At 65.6% G+C, this 16,353-nt stretch carries 8 protein-coding genes and 1 pseudogene; 4 read left to right on the top strand and 5 right to left on the bottom strand.

The features are described 5' to 3' along the window. Window positions 1-40: 40 nt before the first annotated feature. Entirely contained in the window at window positions 41-235 is a 195-nt protein-coding gene (gene nrdD, locus ACFPTO_RS20605; RefSeq protein WP_296657029.1) for an anaerobic ribonucleoside-triphosphate reductase, read from the bottom strand. 3 nt (window positions 236-238) lie between these two features. Further along, complete coding sequence (locus ACFPTO_RS20600; RefSeq protein ID WP_377714258.1) at window positions 239-2,044, bottom strand: ribonucleoside triphosphate reductase; 1,806 nt, start codon at window positions 2,042-2,044, stop codon at window positions 239-241. A 234-nt stretch (window positions 2,045-2,278) separates the two neighbouring features. On the opposite strand from ACFPTO_RS20600, the pseudogene ACFPTO_RS20595 reads away from it, so the two are divergent. Then, window positions 2,279-2,611 (top strand): annotated as a pseudogene (locus ACFPTO_RS20595) (flavin reductase family protein); the annotation flags it as partial. Between the two features lie 139 nt (window positions 2,612-2,750). Here ACFPTO_RS20595 and ACFPTO_RS20590 read toward each other — a convergent pair. Then, a complete protein-coding gene (locus ACFPTO_RS20590; RefSeq protein WP_377714256.1) occupies window positions 2,751-3,935 on the bottom strand; it encodes a porin in 1,185 nt (394 codons plus the stop codon). A 210-nt stretch (window positions 3,936-4,145) separates the two neighbouring features. Between ACFPTO_RS20590 and ACFPTO_RS20585 the strand changes: the two genes are divergently transcribed. After that, window positions 4,146-6,743 (top strand): penicillin-binding protein 1A, encoded by a 2,598-nt coding sequence (locus ACFPTO_RS20585; protein ID WP_377714254.1) that lies wholly within the window; start codon window positions 4,146-4,148, stop codon window positions 6,741-6,743. A gap of 448 nt (window positions 6,744-7,191) precedes the next feature. On the opposite strand, the gene ACFPTO_RS20580 is transcribed toward ACFPTO_RS20585, so the two are convergent. Together ACFPTO_RS20580 and ACFPTO_RS20575 are read right to left on the bottom strand one after the other, a co-directional pair. After that, on the bottom strand, window positions 7,192-9,669 hold the full coding sequence (locus ACFPTO_RS20580; RefSeq protein ID WP_377714252.1) for a heavy metal translocating P-type ATPase: 2,478 nt from the start codon (window positions 9,667-9,669) through the stop codon (window positions 7,192-7,194). Between the two features lie 273 nt (window positions 9,670-9,942). After that, on the bottom strand, window positions 9,943-10,587 hold the full coding sequence (locus ACFPTO_RS20575) for an FMN-binding negative transcriptional regulator (RefSeq protein WP_377714250.1): 645 nt from the start codon (window positions 10,585-10,587) through the stop codon (window positions 9,943-9,945). 235 nt (window positions 10,588-10,822) lie between these two features. On the opposite strand from ACFPTO_RS20575, the gene ACFPTO_RS20570 reads away from it, so the two are divergent. Together ACFPTO_RS20570 and ACFPTO_RS20565 are read left to right on the top strand one after the other, a co-directional pair. Further along, window positions 10,823-12,244 (top strand): DUF1254 domain-containing protein, encoded by a 1,422-nt coding sequence (locus ACFPTO_RS20570; protein WP_377714248.1) that lies wholly within the window; start codon window positions 10,823-10,825, stop codon window positions 12,242-12,244. Window positions 12,245-12,470: 226 nt separating this feature from the next. Further along, entirely contained in the window at window positions 12,471-16,343 is a 3,873-nt protein-coding gene (locus tag ACFPTO_RS20565) for a DUF748 domain-containing protein (RefSeq protein WP_377714246.1), read from the top strand. Window positions 16,344-16,353: the final 10 nt, after the last annotated feature.

Below are 16,353 nucleotides of genomic sequence, written 5' to 3'. Positions count from 1 at the left end.
GGGTTGCTTCGAACCAGGTTCGACGTCTGGCGATGCGAGCTCAGGCTGCAACCGATGCCTCGTGTTCGCTGAAGAACTTGCGCTCGTGGAATTCGCCCTTCTTGCCCGTGTTGAACGACGACACGGGACGGTGATATCCCATGACCCGCGTCCAGATTTCGCACGGTTGACGTTCTTCGTCGGACAGCGTGATAGCGGCGTGACGGGCTTCTGCGGATTGAGCGATTGCGGTCATGGTTCAGACTCCAGCGGGTTCGAGTTGAGAAAGTTTGCGTTGAATGAGTTCTTCATCGCATCGTGGGCAAAACTTGTGGCTGCCGCCCAGGTAGCCGTGCTTCGGGCAAATCGAGAACGTCGGCGTGACCGTGATGTACGGCAGCGAGAAACGGTTGAGCGTGCGCTGGACGAGCGTGCGGCATGCGTCGGCGCTCGAGAGCGGCTCGGTCATGTACAGGTGCAATACCGTGCCGCCCGTGTACTTGCGCTGCAATTCGTCCTGACGCTCCAGGGCTTCGAACGGATCGTCGGTGAAGCCGACCGGCAGTTGCGACGAGTTGGTGTAGTACGGCATGTCCGGCGTGCCGGCCTGCAGGATTTCCGGGAAACGCTTGCGGTCTTCCTTGGCGAAGCGATACGTCGTACCTTCAGCCGGCGTGGCTTCCAGGTTGTACATATGCCCGGTTTCTTCCTGAAACGCGAGCATGCGCGCACGCACGTGATCGAGCAGACGCACCGCGAATGCATGTCCCCAATCGCTGGTGAGATCGTGCGCATTGAACGTGAAGTTGCGCACCATTTCGTTGACGCCGTTGATGCCGAGCGTCGAGAAGTGGTTGCGCAGCGTACCGAGATAACGTCGGGTATAGGGAAACAGCCCGTTGTCCAGATGTTGCTGAATGACCTTGCGCTTGATTTCCAGGCTGACCTTGCCCAGCTCGAGCAGTTCGTCCAGACGCTGGAACAATGCGGCTTCGTCGCCTGCGTACAGGTAACCCAGACGGGCGCAATTGATGGTGACGACGCCAAGCGAACCCGTCTGCTCGGCGGAACCGAACAGCCCATTGCCGCGTTTCAACAACTCCCGCAGATCGAGCTGCAACCGGCAGCACATCGAGCGGATCATGTTGGGTTTGAGTTCCGAATTGATGAAGTTCTGGAAATAAGGCAGCCCGTAGCGGGCGGTCATTTCGAACAGAAGGTTCGCGTTCGGGCTGTGCCAGTCGAAGTCGGGCGTGATGTTGTAGGTGGGGATCGGGAAGGTAAACGCGCGACCCTTCGCATCGCCCGTCATCATGACTTCGATGTACGCGCGATTGATCATGTCCATCTCGGCCTGCAGCTCGCCGTAGGTGAACGACACTTCCTTTCCGCCGATCAGCGGGACCTGCTCACGCAGATCTTCCGGGCACACCCAGTCGAACGTGAGGTTCGTGAACGGCGTTTGTGTACCCCAGCGCGAAGGCACGTTCAGGTTGAAGATCAGTTCCTGGATGTGCTGGCGGACTTCGCCATAGGACAGGTTGTCGTTGCGGACAAACGGCGCCATGTACGTATCGAATGAGCTGAACGCCTGCGCGCCTGCCCATTCGTTTTGCAGCGTGCCGAGAAAATTGACGATCTGGCCGACCGCGCTCGACATGTGCTTCGGCGGCGCGGCTTCCACCTTGCCCGGCACGCCGTTGAAACCTTCTGTCAGTAGCGTGCGCAACGACCATCCGGCGCAGTATCCGGCCAGCATATCCAGATCGTGAATATGCAGATCGGCATCGCGGTGCGCCTGCCCAACAGCCTGCGGATAGATATGGCTGAGCCAGTAGTTCGCGACGACCTTCCCCGACACATTCAGAATCAGGCCGCCGAGCGAATAACCCTGGTTCGCATTGGCGTTGACGCGCCAGTCCTGCTGCTCCAGATACTCGTCGATCGAGGACTGGACTTCGATTTGTGGATTGCGATTGTTGCGATCGTTGCGATCGGGCGTGGCGTTTTGGGCGCTCGCGGGCGTGTCCACGCGGCTGGAAGCGGGTAGAGGGCTTGACACCATGGATTCTCCGGTGGATACGACATATTGTTGATGTCGGCATCGTATACACCACCTATAGTGTCAGTCAATGGGGCTCGGCCGTTATTTTGTTTGCGCTTGGCTTCCGTTGATCCGGGTCGTCCTGGAGCCCCGAGCGCCTCGTTTGTCGGCTTGACGGAACCCGGGCCATGTGTGTGTCTTGGTTCAAGACAGTGCGTGACGCGACGATCCAATGGGCATAGTCGCCGCTGAGCATCCTCGGCTCCGGTGCCCGCCGATATCGACGAATTCGCGCTCGCGGGCCTCACGCCCGCGCCGGGGCGCAACGTGAACGTCCCGCATGTCGCCGAATCGCCGGCCGCGCTCGAATGCAGGCTGATCCGGGTCGTGCGGCTGAACACGATAGACGGCACGCCGATGGACAACTGGCTCGCGCTCGGCCAGGTGGTTGGCGTGCATATTCGTGAGGAGTACCTCAGGGATGGCGTGTTCGACACGCACGCGGCACAGCCCGTCATGCGCGCGGGGTATCGCGCCGATTACGCGGCCATCGGAGAAATGTTCCAGATGATCCGGCCAACGGAATAAGCCTGCCGGGACGGGCTGTCCCGGTCAGGCATCGCGCCGTTAACGCATCTGGCCCACCTCGCAAGGTGGGCCAGAGGACGGGCGCTAAAGCGGCTTGGAAGCGCGCGTGGAAGCGGCCTGGAAGCGGCTTAGAAGCGGCTTAGAAGCGCGTCATGATGCCGGCGGCGCACATCACCTGGTTGGCCGTCGACGAGAAGCCGCCTGCGTTGTACATGACCGCGACGTTCTTGTTGCCCGTCGCGTGCTGGTACATGGCTTCGCCGTAGAGTTCGGTGCGCTTCGTCAGCGAATAGCGTGCAATCGCGTTCACCTGGTTCCACTTCGGATCGGCGCCGAACGTGGTCGGGCCGTTCAGATGCGCGTCGGTGTACGCATACGAGACGCCGAGCTTCAGGGCCTGCGTCGCGGTGTACACGCCGTTGACTTCGTAGTTGTCGAAGCGTGCCGAGCCGCCGTTCAGGCCGAATGCATTCGTGCCCTGGTACTGGCTGTGCGAATAGACGAAGCCCACGGCAGCCGGACCGAACGCATAGTGCACGCCCGCGGCGACCGTGCGTTGCACGTCGGACGTGAGGGGATTGTTGCCGTTGGCGGTGGGCTTGAGTTCGCCCTGGTCGACTGCGCCGCCGGTGTTCGCGAAGTTGCTGCCGGACTTCAGGCCCGAGCCGTTGGTCTGGAGGTAGCCGGCCGCGACACCCAGCGGGCCGTAGTTGTAGCTTGCGGCCGCGCTGTAGGCACGGCTCACGGCGAAGCCGGTGTTGTTGCTGAACGCATACATGCCGCTGAACTTGAAGCCGTTGTAGTCCAGGCTCGTGTACTTGACCGAGTTGTTGAAGCGGACGGTGTGCTGGAGGTTGTCGTTGTCGTACGGGTGGGCGAAGCCCGAGTCGCCGAACGTGCCCGACGTGGCCGAGAGCGGCGAGACGAACTCGACGATGCTGTCATATTGACGGCCCACCGTGACCGAGCCGAACGTGTCGCTCGTCAGGCCGACAAACGCTTGACGGCCGAACATGCGGCTCGCGTTCGACGTGCTCTGGCCCAGCGCGCCGTTGCCGACGTTAAAACCGTTCTCGAGCACGAAGATGGCTTTCAGGCCGCCGCCGAGGTCTTCGCTGCCGCGCAGGCCGAAGCGGCTGCCGCTGATGTTGCCGCTCTGCATGGCGACACGGCCGCTGCCGTTCACGTTGTTCGTGTAGGCGATGCCGGCGTCGATAAGGCCATACAGCGTGACCGAGCTTTGCGCATGGGCAGCGGGTGCGAGAGTGGCGAAGGCGGTACCCACGGCGACGGCCGTCGCGGCGGCCGAAATCTTGTTTTTCACGGATAGACTCCTGATGGTTTCCGTTTTGGTTGAAACAGCGTCAGGAGTGTAAGAATTAAGCGCCGCCAGAAAACTGCCTGTGATTGGACAGGATTATTCCAGAATCTGGAATAAACGTTTCATCGAAATGAAATATTACTGAGGCGCGAGTTGCGGTTCGGCGCCGAACACCGGCTGCGCGGGGCCTGTCGCCGGAAGGCGCGCAGATTTTTGATACGATGCACGCTTTCCAGCCGATCCCTTGCCCGCGTGAAGCGCTTCGTGTCGTTTGTCCGCGATCAACTCGCGAAATGGTCTGCCCGCCTGAGGCCCACTGCGGTTTCCACGAGCGCCCGGTTGCAGCCCTTCGCCGCCCGCGCGCTGCATCATCTGCGGCATCCCACGCGGCGCGGCGTGCTGTACGCGATGGCCGCGGTGCCCGCGCTCGTCGTGCTCTACGTGCTCGTGCTGATCCCGTTTACGCCGAGCATCGGCGATATCCGCAAGGCGCGCGTCGATGAGCCCGCGCAGATTCTCTCCGCCGACGGCAAGCTGCTCGCCGAATTCAAGCCGTCGAATCGCGAATGGGTGTCGCTCAGCGAGATTTCGCCGCACATGGTCGACGCGCTGATCTCGACCGAGGATCACCGCTTCTACGAACACCACGGCATCGACTTCAAGCGCACGGCGGGCGCCGCGCTGCACACGTTCTCGGGCGAGCGCCAGGGCGGCTCGACGATCACCCAGCAACTCGCGCGCAATCTCTATCCCGACGAGATCGGCCGCGCGCCGACGCTCACGCGCAAGATCAAGGAAGCCATCACGGCGCTCAAGATCGAGGCCGTCTACAGCAAGCCGCAGATTCTCGAAACGTACCTGAATACGGTGCCGTTTCTCTACAACGCCTACGGCATCGAGATGGCGGCGCGCACGTATTTCGGCGTGTCGGCGGATCAACTCGACATCCTGCAAAGCGCGACGCTGACCGGCATGCTCAAGGGCAACGCCTATTACAACCCGGTGCTGAACCCCGAGCGCGCGCTCGCGCGGCGCAACACGGTGCTCGGGCAGATGGTGAAGTACGGCAAGCTCACGCCCGCACAAGACGCGACGCTTTCCAGAAAGCCGCTGCGCCTCGACTTCGAGCGCCAGACCGAGCCGCCCGGCCCGGCGCCGCACTTCGCGCAGCAGTTGCGCAAATGGCTGATCGCGTGGGCCGACCGCAACGACTACAACGTGTATTCGGACGGACTCGTTGTGCACACGACGATCGACGCGCGTCTTCAGGCGATGGCGACGGCGGCGCTCGCGCAGCACGCGAACCAGTTGCAGGGCATCGCCAACGGCGCGTGGAGCGGCCGCAACGGCTGCACGCCGGGCAATGAGCTGTTCAGGACGTTCATGCGCGAGACGCCGGACTACAAGACGGCGCGCGATGCGGGCGCGAGCGACGCGGATGCCGTGAAGCACCTTGCGGCCGATCGCGCGTTCATGCACGCGCTGTGCAAGGACAAGACGGAACTGCAGGCGGGCTTCCTCGCCATCGATCCGCGCAACGGCCAGATCAAGGCGTGGGTCGGCAGCCGCGATTTCACGGGCGAGCCCTACGATCACGTCCAGCAGGCGCGGCGTCAGCCGGGCTCCACGTTCAAGCCGTTCGTCTACGGCGCGGCCTTTGCGGGCGGCGCGAAGCCGACCGATACCTTCATCGACCAGCCTGTCGAAATTACGCTCGCGGGCGGCGAGATCTGGCGTCCGGACGACGACGTGCCGCCGAGCAACAAGCCGATGACGCTGCGCGACGGCATTGCCTTCTCGCGTAACCGCATCACGGCGCAGGTCATGCAGGAGGTCGGCCCGGACAAGGTGGCGCGCCTTGCGCGCGCCATGGGCGTGCGCGACAGCCGGCTCGACCCGGTGCCGTCGCTCGCGCTCGGCACGAGCCCGGTGACGCTCAAGGAAATGGTGTCGGCGTACAGCACGATCGCCAACGACGGCGAGTACATCGAGCCGCGCATGGTCACGAGCATCGAGGACAAGCATGGCGAAGTGCTTGCCGAATTCCCGAGCGCGTCGCCGGAGCGCGCGCTCTCTGTGGCCGCCGACCGCACGCTGATCGACGTGATGCGCGACGTGGTGAATCGCGGCACGGGGTCGAGCATACGCTCGCGCTTCGGCATCCACGCGGATGTCGCGGGCAAGACCGGCACCACGCAGGGCAACACGGACGGCTGGTTCATCCTCATGAACCCGCAGCTCGTGGCAGGCGCGTGGGTGGGATTCGACGACGGCCGCGTGACGCTGGACGACTACTGGGGGCAGGGGGCGCGCAGCGCGCTGCCGATCGTCGGCGATTTCTTCCAGCGCGCGTTGCGCGCGCGCATTGTCGATTCGCACGCGCGCTTCGATACCGAAGTGGCGCCGAGCGCGTTCGATACGTTCCGCACGAAGCTCAGCGCCTGGATCGACGTGCTGTTTGCGCCGAAGCCGAAGGTTGCGGCGCCGGTCAAACGCGCGCCGGTTCACGCGCCGCGTACTGAATCGGCATCTGCGCCGGAGACCGCGCCGACACCCGCATCGGCACCGGCGCCAGCGCCGGAAGCGGCGCCTTCGGGGGCCGTGGGTGCTTCGGCGCCGTCCGCTGCACCGCAGCCGTACGAACCGGGCGTGCCGCCGATCATCGGACCGGCGAGCGCGCCGCCTGCGGCGTCGCCGTTCCCGTCACAGGCGCCCGCGCTCGCGCCGACTCCGACGCCTGATGACACCGAGCCCGCTCCGGGCGGCGGTGCGCAGTACACGCCGCCCGTGCAGCAGCAGCCGGGGCACTGAGGCACGGTGCGCGCCGGAATTATCCCCAGTTTTCGTGGAAAGGCTTGTGGGCAAGCTTGGGATAGCGAGCCTAAGTGCCTGATGCGTAAAGGATGACGCGCCGAAGCCGCGCGACAGGCACGGCGTGCCTGGCTACGCGGCACTTTTCCACAGAAATCGTGGAAAGGGTTGTGGGCAAGTTTGGGACATCGGACCTAAGTGTCTGATGCGCAAGGAATGTTGCGTGGGCACTGCGCCGCGAGCACGGCGCAGCCTGAAGCGCAGCATATTTCCCGGCACTGCCGCGCCTGAAGGCGTCGGTTGCGAAGCTCGGCGGGTTGTCCACATTTTTCGTGGAAAGCCCTGTGGACAAGCTGTCCGCATCCCGCACAACACGCTGATCCGCAAAGGATTTACGGCGGCGGGCACGAAATGCGCCCGCCGCCGTCCGTTACAGTCCCGCGCGGCTTCAGCGCTTGTCGCGCCAGGTCCGCAGCAAGAGCGCATTGGTGACGACGCTCACGCTGGAGAACGCCATCGCCGCACCCGCGATCATCGGGTTGAGCAGGCCGAAGGCCGCGAGCGGAATGCCGATCAGGTTGTACACGAACGCCCAGAACAGGTTCTGCTGGATCTTGCGCCACGTGCGCCGCGCAATGTCGATTGCGGCCGCAACGAGTGCCGGGTCGCCGCGCATCAGCGTGATGCCCGCCGCGTGCATGGCGACGTCGGTGCCCGTGGCCATCGCGATGCCGATATCGGCGGCGGCGAGCGCCGGTGCGTCGTTGATGCCGTCGCCCGCCATCGCGACGATGCCGCCCGTGCGGATCTTCAGGTCGCGGATCGTGCGGGCCTTGTCGTCGGGCAGCACCTGCGCATGGACGTCGTCGATGCCGAGCTGCGCCGCGACGGCCGCCGCGCTGCCCGCGTTGTCGCCCGTCACGAGCACGCTGCGGATGCCCATCGTCTTCAGGCGCGCAATCGCTTCCTGCGAGCTCGGCTTGACCGTGTCGCCGAAGGCAAGCAGGGCGAGCACCGCGTCCGGTTCACCGGTTGCGCCCGCACCGATCAGCCAGGAGACGGTGTTGCCCGCCGCTTCGAGTTCCTGGGCGCGCGCCTTGAGTTCGGACGGAACCGCAAGCCCAAGCTCATCCAGCCAGCGGCCGCTGCCGAGTGCGTAGCGCCGCCCGTCGACTTCCGCTTCCACGCCGCGGCCCGGCACGGCGCGTGCATGTAAGGCGGCGGGCAGGGCCGCGCCTTGTGCCTGCGCCTGGAACGCCTTCACCACCGCCTTGGCGAGCGGGTGCTCACTCTGCTGTTGTACGGCGGCTGCGCTTGCGAGCGCAGCGGCGCGGACGACGCCATCGGCGGTCTCGAATGCCGTGAGCGACGGCTGGCCGAGCGTGAGCGTGCCGGTCTTGTCGAAGGCGACCACGCTCACGTTGTGCGCGGTTTCCAGCGCTTCCGCATCCTTGATCAGCACGCCGTGGCGCGCGGCGACGCCGGTGCCCGCCATGATCGCGGCAGGCGTCGCGAGTCCGAGCGCGCAGGGGCACGCGATCACGAGCACCGCGACGGCGTTGAGGATCGCGGTTTCGGCGGACGCGCCCGCGATGAGCCAGCCCACGAGTGTAATGGCCGCGATGATGAGGATCGCGGGTACGAACACGGCGCTCACGCGGTCGACGAGCCGCTGGATCGGCGCCTTCTCCGCCTGCGCGCTCTCGACGAGCCGGATGATGCGCGCGAGCGTCGTTTCCGCGCCGATGGCCGTGGTGCGCACGGCCAATGCGCCTTCGCCGTTGATCGAGCCCGCCGTGACGGGATCGCCGGGCTGTTTGGCCACGGGCAGACTCTCGCCGGTGATCAGCGATTCGTCGATGTGGGTGCGGCCTTCCAGCACGACGCCATCCACCGGCAGCCGCTCGCCCGGACGCACGACGACCACCATGCTCACGCGCACGGCGTTGAGCGGCACTTCGCGCTCGACGCCGTCTTCGCGGATGCGCGCGCGGTCGGGGCGCAGCGCGTTGAGTGCGCGGATCGCATCGGTGGTCTGGCGCTTCGCGCGCGCTTCGAGCCACTTGCCGAAGCGCACGAGCGTGATGACGACCGCCGACGCCTCGAAGTAGAGATGCGCGTCCTCGCCCGGATGCGCGAGCATCGCGTAGACGCTCACGCCCCACGCCGCCGACGTGCCGAGCGCAACGAGCAGATCCATGTTGCCCGCACCCGCGCGCAGGGCCCGCCAGGCGGCGCGGTAGAAGCGCGCGCCGAAGCCGAACTGCACGATCGACGCGAGCACGAGCTGCACGCTGGCAGGCAGCATCCAGTCGATGCCGAACCCGCGGGTGAACATCGGCACCACGAGCGGCGCGGTGAGCACGGCGGAGATCAGCACGGCGCGCCATTCGCGGCGCGTGGCGTCGCGGGCGGCGGCGTTGCGCGCGTCGGCTTCCTGGCTGGCTGCGGCGAAATCTTCGGTTGCGAGCGGCGTCGCTTCGTAGCCTGCCTTCTTCACGGCGGCGACGAGCTGATCGCTCAGGTCGCCCGTGAGCGGCGCGCGCAGGTTGACGGTGGCCTGTTCGGTTGCGAGGTTGACGGTGGCGCCCGCGACGCCGGGCACGCGCGCGAGCGCGCGCTCGACGCGGGTGGCGCACGACGCGCAGGTCATGCCGCCGATGGCGAAGGCGGCGGTTTCGGTGGCGACCGGCACGGCCTCGTAACCGGCCTTTTCGACGGCGCTCACGAGCGCTTCCGGCGCGACGCCGTCTTGCGCTTCGATGGTGGCTTTTTCGGTGGCGAGATTGACGGAGGCGCGCGCGACGCCCGGCACTTTGGCGAGCGCTTTTTCGACGCGGGTGGCGCACGAGGCGCACGTCATGCCGTGAATTTCGAATTCGGCGACGCGTGTGTCGGGGCGCTCTTCAACGAGAGGTTCGTTCATGATGGCTGGCTCTGACGCAATGGTTTACTTCAACGTCACGCAGTATGTACGTTCCAGTGATGGGAAGGTCAAGACTGGTTTTTCGACGCACCCCTCGAATTTTGTTCAATTACGTTTCGTTGTGAAGAATCCAGTGCGTGAAATCAAAAATATCTACGAAGTGCGACTTTTAAGTTGAATTCGCGAATTTTCTCGCCGCTTTTGAATTCAGCTCCGGATCATGTCGCACGCGGGGCGGGCCAGCGCCGTCGCGCGCCTGCTTGTTTCACCCGGTTATTTGCGGCTGGCCGCCACGTCGAGCATCGCCTGGCCGACCGCGCGCTGCGCCTCGCCTTCGCGGGCGAGGAGCGTCGTGGCGGCGCCGTCGACATCGGCCGCGGCCTTGTTCTGGCTGAGTTTCCACTTGCCGACGAGCTTCGTCACCGGGATCTCGATGCCGACGATCGCGCCGAGCATCTGCGTCAGGTAGTCCGCAGGCGCGTCGCCCATCTTCCAGGGCACCGGCTCGCCCGCTTCCATCTTGCGCGTGAGCCGCGCCACCACGCCACGCACGTAATCCTCATCGTCATGGACGACGATGCGACCATGTGCGTGCACAACGATATAGTTCCAGGTCGGCACCTGACGATGCGTCTCGTGCTTGCTCGGATACCACGACGGCGAAACGTAGGCCGACGGGCCCTGGAAGATGACGAGTGCATCCGGCGCGGCGGCGGCTTCCTGCCAGACCGGATTCGCGCGGGCCACATGCGCGCGCAACGTTCCGAACGGACCGTTGGCCGGTTCGAATTCGAAGGGGATATGGTTCGCGTCGAGTCCGGCGGGGCCATGCGTGACGAGCGAGCCGAAAGGCTGTGCGGCGATCAGCGCGCCGAGCACGTCGCGGCGGTTTTCTTCGAAATGGGCGGGTACGTACATGCAATAGGTCTCCTGAGAGCGTCGGCCAGTCGCGATTCGTAGTGCGGCGCGCGGACTTGCACGCAGAAATGCATATAGAACGCTTTTCATGCCGTGGCGCGAGCGATACGATACCACCCGGCGTCATTCTCACAACGCAGCGCAAAAATGCACGGCCCAGGGGGGACGGCGCGCATCGTCGGGGACACGTCGACGTCGGCTGCCGGACCGTCTGCCTCGCACACAAAATCTACAAATGACAAAAAAACGTCAAGCGTATTCATTTTCCCGCACCTGCCTTGCGCTTGCAGGCCTCGCCATCCTTGCCGGATGCGCGACAGCGCCGGGCGTCGCGCCCAAGGACACCGGGTGGGTGAGGGACGAAGTGTCCGATTCCTACGTTTTCGGCTTTCCGCTCGTCCTGATGGACGTGTCGCGCGAAGCGGCAACGGGCAACGCGCCAGGGCAGGCCGCGCCGAACACGCTGCGCCACGCGCAGTCGCTGCCTCCGGTGGGCGCCTCGAAGCCGCCCGAACCCAATCTCGATACGCTCGGCTCGACCGGCTGGCTCGATCTCGACAGCGGGCCCGTGCTCGTGAGTCTGCCGGATTCGCGCGGCCGCTATATGGACGCGCGTGCGCTCGACATGTGGACGAACGTCCTGTGGTCCACGGGGACGCAGGTCGGCGAGCATGGCGGTGGCCTGAAAGCGCAAACGATTGCGTTCGTGCCGGCAGGCTGGAAGGGCACGCTGCCCGCGCGCGCGCAGCGCATCGAGGTGGCCACGCGCTATGTCTGGTTCCTCGCGCGCGTCGAGACGCGTGGCGGCGGCGATCTGGCTGCGGCGCGCAAGCTGCAGCGCGCGATCCGCGTCGCGCCGCTTTCGACCTGGGACGAGCATGGCGGGCACGGCGCCGAACCGGCGTTCACGGGTGCGAGCCAGAGCGGTGATCCGGTCGCGCCGGGTACGCCCGCCTCGCGCGTCGCGTCGCTCGACGCCAACGCCTTTTTCGATCGTCTTTCGCAGTCGCTGAGCGATAACCCGAGCACGCCCGACGATTCGCACGCGCTGAAGATTCTGGCCGATATCGGCGTGCGTCCCGGCGACGCCGTGCAGTTTCCGAGCGACGCGAAAGACGCGGCGGCGGCCGGTTACGCGGACGGCCGCACGCGCGTCGCGACGCCGCCGTCGAATCTGCTGGCGGGCAACGGCTGGCTGTGGGTCGGCGACGAAGCGGGCGACTACGGCCCGGACTACGCGCTGCGCGCCTATGCGGCGTATATGCAGCCGGGTTTGCCGAAGACCTCCGATGAGGTCCGCGCACGCGTGTCGCTCGACAGCGACGGCCATCCGCTCAACGGCGCGAACCGCTACGTGATCCATTTCACGGCGAAGCAACTGCCGCCCGTGCGCGGCTTCTGGTCGATCACGGCGTATACGGCCGACGGTGCACTCGATGCGCACGCGCCCGTGCGCGTGGCATTCGGCGACCGCACCGGCGCGCGGCGCAACCGCGACGGCTCGCTCGACGTGCAGGTTTCCGCGGAGCGCCCGCGCGGCGTCGCGAACTGGGTGAACGCACCGCACGGCGACTTCCGGCTCGTGATGCGCCTGTACGCGCCGAAGCACACGGCCGTCGACGGCAGCTGGCAGCCGCCCGTAGTCGAGCGTCGCTGACGTACGCAGCCGAGGCGCGCAGCCGGCAGTCCGCCGCCTGAATACCCGAACGCCAGCGCGCGCGCCACCTTCAGGCCCTGTCTCATCACGGCGTATTCGTGCACCGCGGCATTCTCCTGACGCGAGTCACCCCATCGGCCTATACTTTCGCCTGTCGGGGTCTTCGATCGTCATTCCAGTCCTATTACATACGGCCGGTTTGCGGCCGCGTCACTGGCAAGCGAGTATGGCAAGTCTCAACAAAGGTCCTCTGAATTCTTCGCTGCAATCGGTCCGCGCCGTCGCGCGAGCACCCCGCACCCGGCACATCCTGACCGGCGTGTTGATCTTCCTCGTTGTATTTGGGCTGCTCGGCTTTTTCGCCGCGCCACCGCTCATCCGTCACATCGCAGCCCAGCAGTTGAGCAAGCAGCTCGACCGTCCGGTCAGCATCGGCCGCATCGCGCTCAATCCGTACACGCTGCGCCTCGAAGCCGACCGCGTGCATATCGGCGAGCGCAGCGGCAACGGCGATTTCGTCGACGTCGAGCGTCTCGTCGTCCAGCCCTCGTGGTCGTCGATATTCCGTGCCGCGCCCATTGTCGACCAGGTGCATCTCGACTCCCCGCGCGTCAACATCGTGCGGTTCGATGCGCAGCGCTTCAACTTCACCGACCTGATCGAGAAGTTCTCGAAGCCCTCGCAACCGGCCAGCAAGCCGACGCCGTTTTCGGTTTCCAATATCCGCATCGAAAACGGCCAGATCACCTTCGATGACCGCCTGCTCAACGAAAAGCACGTCATCGACCGCTTCACGCTCGGCATTCCGTTCATTGCGACGCTGCCGTCGAAGACCGATATCTTCGTCCAGCCGCTGTTGCGCGCGCGTATCGACGGCAACAGCACGCTCGCCCTCGATGGCAAGACCAAGCCGTTCGCGGCGTCGCGCGAGTCGGAGGTGGCGCTGAAGCTTGATTCGCTCGACGTGCCGCGCCTGCTCACCTACTCACCGACGAAGCTGCCGATCCAGGTGAAGAGCGGCAAGCTCTCGACCGATCTCAAACTCAACTTCGTGATGGCGGGCGACAAGCCGGAACTGCGCGTGTCGGGCACCGCCGATCTGAACGACCTCGATACCGCCGACTCGGCCAACGCGCCGTTCTTCGGCGCGCATAGCCTGCACGTCGCGGCGGCGTCGCTTGCGCCGCTCAGCAACGTCTTCCACTTCGACGAGATTCGCCTCGATGCGCCCAACGTCTGGATCGCGCGCGACAAGAGCGGCGCGCTGAGCGTCGAGAAGCTCGCGGGCGGCCCGAATGCAGCCAGCGGCGCAGCGGCTGCAACGCCGCCAGCGGCTTCCGAAGCGGCAGCGAAGCCCGCCGAAGCAAAGGCCGCGCCGCTCGATCTCTCGATCCGCCAGGTCGCGATCAACGGCGGTACGGTGCACCTGCACGACGAAGCGGCATCGCGTCCGGTCGACAACGTGTTTTCGAACCTCGACGTCACGCTCGCGAATTTCTCGACCACGGCAAAGACGCCCGCGCAATACACGTTCGGCATGTCCGGGAACGACGGCGGCACGGTGAAGGCCACGGGCTCGTTCGGCATGGTGGCGAAGACCGCCGACGCGAAAATCGACGTTCAAGGCGTGCAACTCGCGCCGAAGCAGCCGTATCTCGACAGCGTGAGCGGCGCGCAGATCCTCGACGGCAAGCTCGGCCTCGACACGACGATCACCGCCGACTGGTCGAAGTCGCCCGCCGCCGTGGTGGTCGGCGACAGCACGCTGAACCTGGAAACGCTCAAGGTGGCGGCGCGCGGCGAGAAGACGCCAGCCATCGCGCTCGGGCAGGGCGTCGTGAAAGTGAATCAGGTCGATCTCGCGGCGCACACCGCGCAGATCGCGTCGGTGGATGCGACCGGCCTCGTCGTGAACGCCGAGCGCCGCAAGGACGGCAGCATCAATCTCATGCAACTGGCGGGCGGCCACGAAGCCGCGCCGCATCATGCAGCGAATCACACGCAGACTCATGCGGCGAATCATGCAGCGCAGAAGTCCGCGCCGGAGAGTCCGGCCTGGCACTACAAGATCGACGCGCTGAACCTCAACAAAGGCACGGTCAACTTCACGGACAGCACCACGCCGCGCCCGGTGAAGCTCGCCATCACGCCGCTCGACCTGAAGGTGCAGCAGATCAGCGACGACCTCGGCCACGCGCTGCCGGTCGAACTCAAGGCGACGCTGAACCGCAAGGGCACGCTCGCGCTCAATGGCGATGTGAGCCCGACGCCGCTGAAGGCGGCGCTCAAGATCGACGCGAACCGGCTCGACGCCGCCGCGTTCGAGCCGTACTTCGGCAGCCAGCTGAACGCGGTGATCGCGAGCGCGCTGCTGAACATGAAGGGCCAACTGGCGTTCGAGCAGAGCAAGGGGACGCGGGCGAACTATCGCGGCGACGCGGCGCTCGTCGACGTGCGCATGCTCGACAAGGCCACGTCGAGCCGGTTCGCGGGCTGGCGCTCGCTCGCGTTCTCGAACCTCAAGGCGAGCTTCGACGACACGCACGGCGCCGACGTCGATGCGAGCCGCGTGACGTTCGCGGGCTTTTACGGCCGCGTGCTGCTGGATGCGCAGGGCAGGCTGAATCTCAAGGACGTGGTGGCGCACCAGACCGGCGAAGCGCAATCGCTCACGCACGACACGAGCGCCGCGGCGCACGGCGGCCACGAACCGGTGCCGCTCTCGCCGCAGGCGGCGAGCGTTGCGGGCGCACCTGCGCAAGCGTCGGCGCCCGCCGAGGCCACTACCCCGGCCACCGCGCAGGCCACCACCCAGGCCACCACCCAGGCCACCGCAGCGCAGACGGCATCCGCACCGCACGCGGCGTCGGCGCCTGCCATGGTCACCGCAGCCGAGCCGCCGAAGAACCCGGTGCGGCTGCACATCGGCGAGTTGCTGCTGCAAGACGGCAGCATGAATTACACCGATAACTTCATCAAACCGAACTACACCGCCGACCTCGTGCAGATCCGGGGCAGGATAGGCGCGATCGGCACGCAATCGACCACGCCCGCGCCCGTCGACGTCGCCGCGAAGCTCGTCCCGAACGGTCCGATCACGATCAAGGGCACGGTGAATCCGCTCATCGAGAAACCGTCGCTCGACATCACCGCGAGCGCGCACGACATCGAACTCACGAATCTCACGCCGTACTCGGCGAAGTACGCGGGCTATCCGATCACGAAGGGCAAGCTGAACGTCGATCTGCACTACCAGCTCGCGAACGATCAGCTCACGGCGAACAACCACCTGTTTATCGACCAGCTCACGTTCGGCGATCACGTCGACAACACCACGGCCACGAAGCTGCCGGTGCGCTTCGCCATTTCGCTGCTCAAGAACCGGGCGGGCGAGATCGACGTGAACATTCCGGTGTCGGGCTCGCTCGCGAATCCCGACTTCAGCCTTGGCAGCCTGATCTGGACGGCGGTGCTGCACCTGATCGAGAAGGCGGTAACCGCGCCATTCTCGCTGCTGGCGAACGCATTCGGCGGCGGCGGCGAGGATCTCGGCTACGTCGAATTCGCGCCGGGCACGGCCACGCTCAGCGACGCGGACACGAAGAAGCTCGACACGATCGTGAAGGCGCTCGACGACAAGCCGTCGATCAAGCTCGACCTGATCGGCCGCGTCGATCCGGCGATCGATACGCCCGCGCTGCGCGACCGGTACGTCGATCGCCTCGTGCACCTGCAGAAAGTGAAGGACACGGTGGGCAATGGCGAGAGCGTGGACCCATCGGAGGTGAAGGTCGACGACAAGGAATACGAGAAATACCTCACCAAGGCCTACAAGTCGGCGGACTTCAAGAAGCCGCACAACCTGATCGGCTTGACGAAGACGCTGCCCGACGCTGACATGAAACAGGCGCTCGCCGAGCACGCGCCGGTGGACGAAGCGGCCTTGCGCGAGCTCGCGCAAAAACGCGCGCAGGCCGTGCAGCAGTACCTCGAAGGGAAGGTCGATCCGAGCCGCGTGTTCATCGTCGCGCCGAAGCTCGACGCGAAGGGCATTCAGGACAAGGGCGCCACCACGCGCGTCGATTTCGGGCTGAAATAAAGCGTACGGC

Source organism: Paraburkholderia denitrificans (assembly GCF_042655705.1).
Classification (GTDB): domain Bacteria; phylum Pseudomonadota; class Gammaproteobacteria; order Burkholderiales; family Burkholderiaceae; genus Paraburkholderia; species Paraburkholderia denitrificans.
This window is presented reverse-complemented; position numbering and strand designations above follow the sequence as displayed.

Coding starts and splice junctions, on each gene's coding strand:
- nrdD (WP_296657029.1), bottom strand. CDS start 235: ATGACCGCAATCGCTCAATCCGCAGAAGCCCGTCACGCCGCTATCACG.
- ACFPTO_RS20600 (WP_377714258.1), bottom strand. CDS start 2,044: ATGGTGTCAAGCCCTCTACCCGCTTCCAGCCGCGTGGACACGCCCGCG.
- ACFPTO_RS20580 (WP_377714252.1), bottom strand. CDS start 9,669: ATGAACGAACCTCTCGTTGAAGAGCGCCCCGACACACGCGTCGCCGAA.
- ACFPTO_RS20575 (WP_377714250.1), bottom strand. CDS start 10,587: ATGTACGTACCCGCCCATTTCGAAGAAAACCGCCGCGACGTGCTCGGC.
- ACFPTO_RS20570 (WP_377714248.1), top strand. CDS start 10,823: ATGACAAAAAAACGTCAAGCGTATTCATTTTCCCGCACCTGCCTTGCG.
- ACFPTO_RS20565 (WP_377714246.1), top strand. CDS start 12,471: ATGGCAAGTCTCAACAAAGGTCCTCTGAATTCTTCGCTGCAATCGGTC.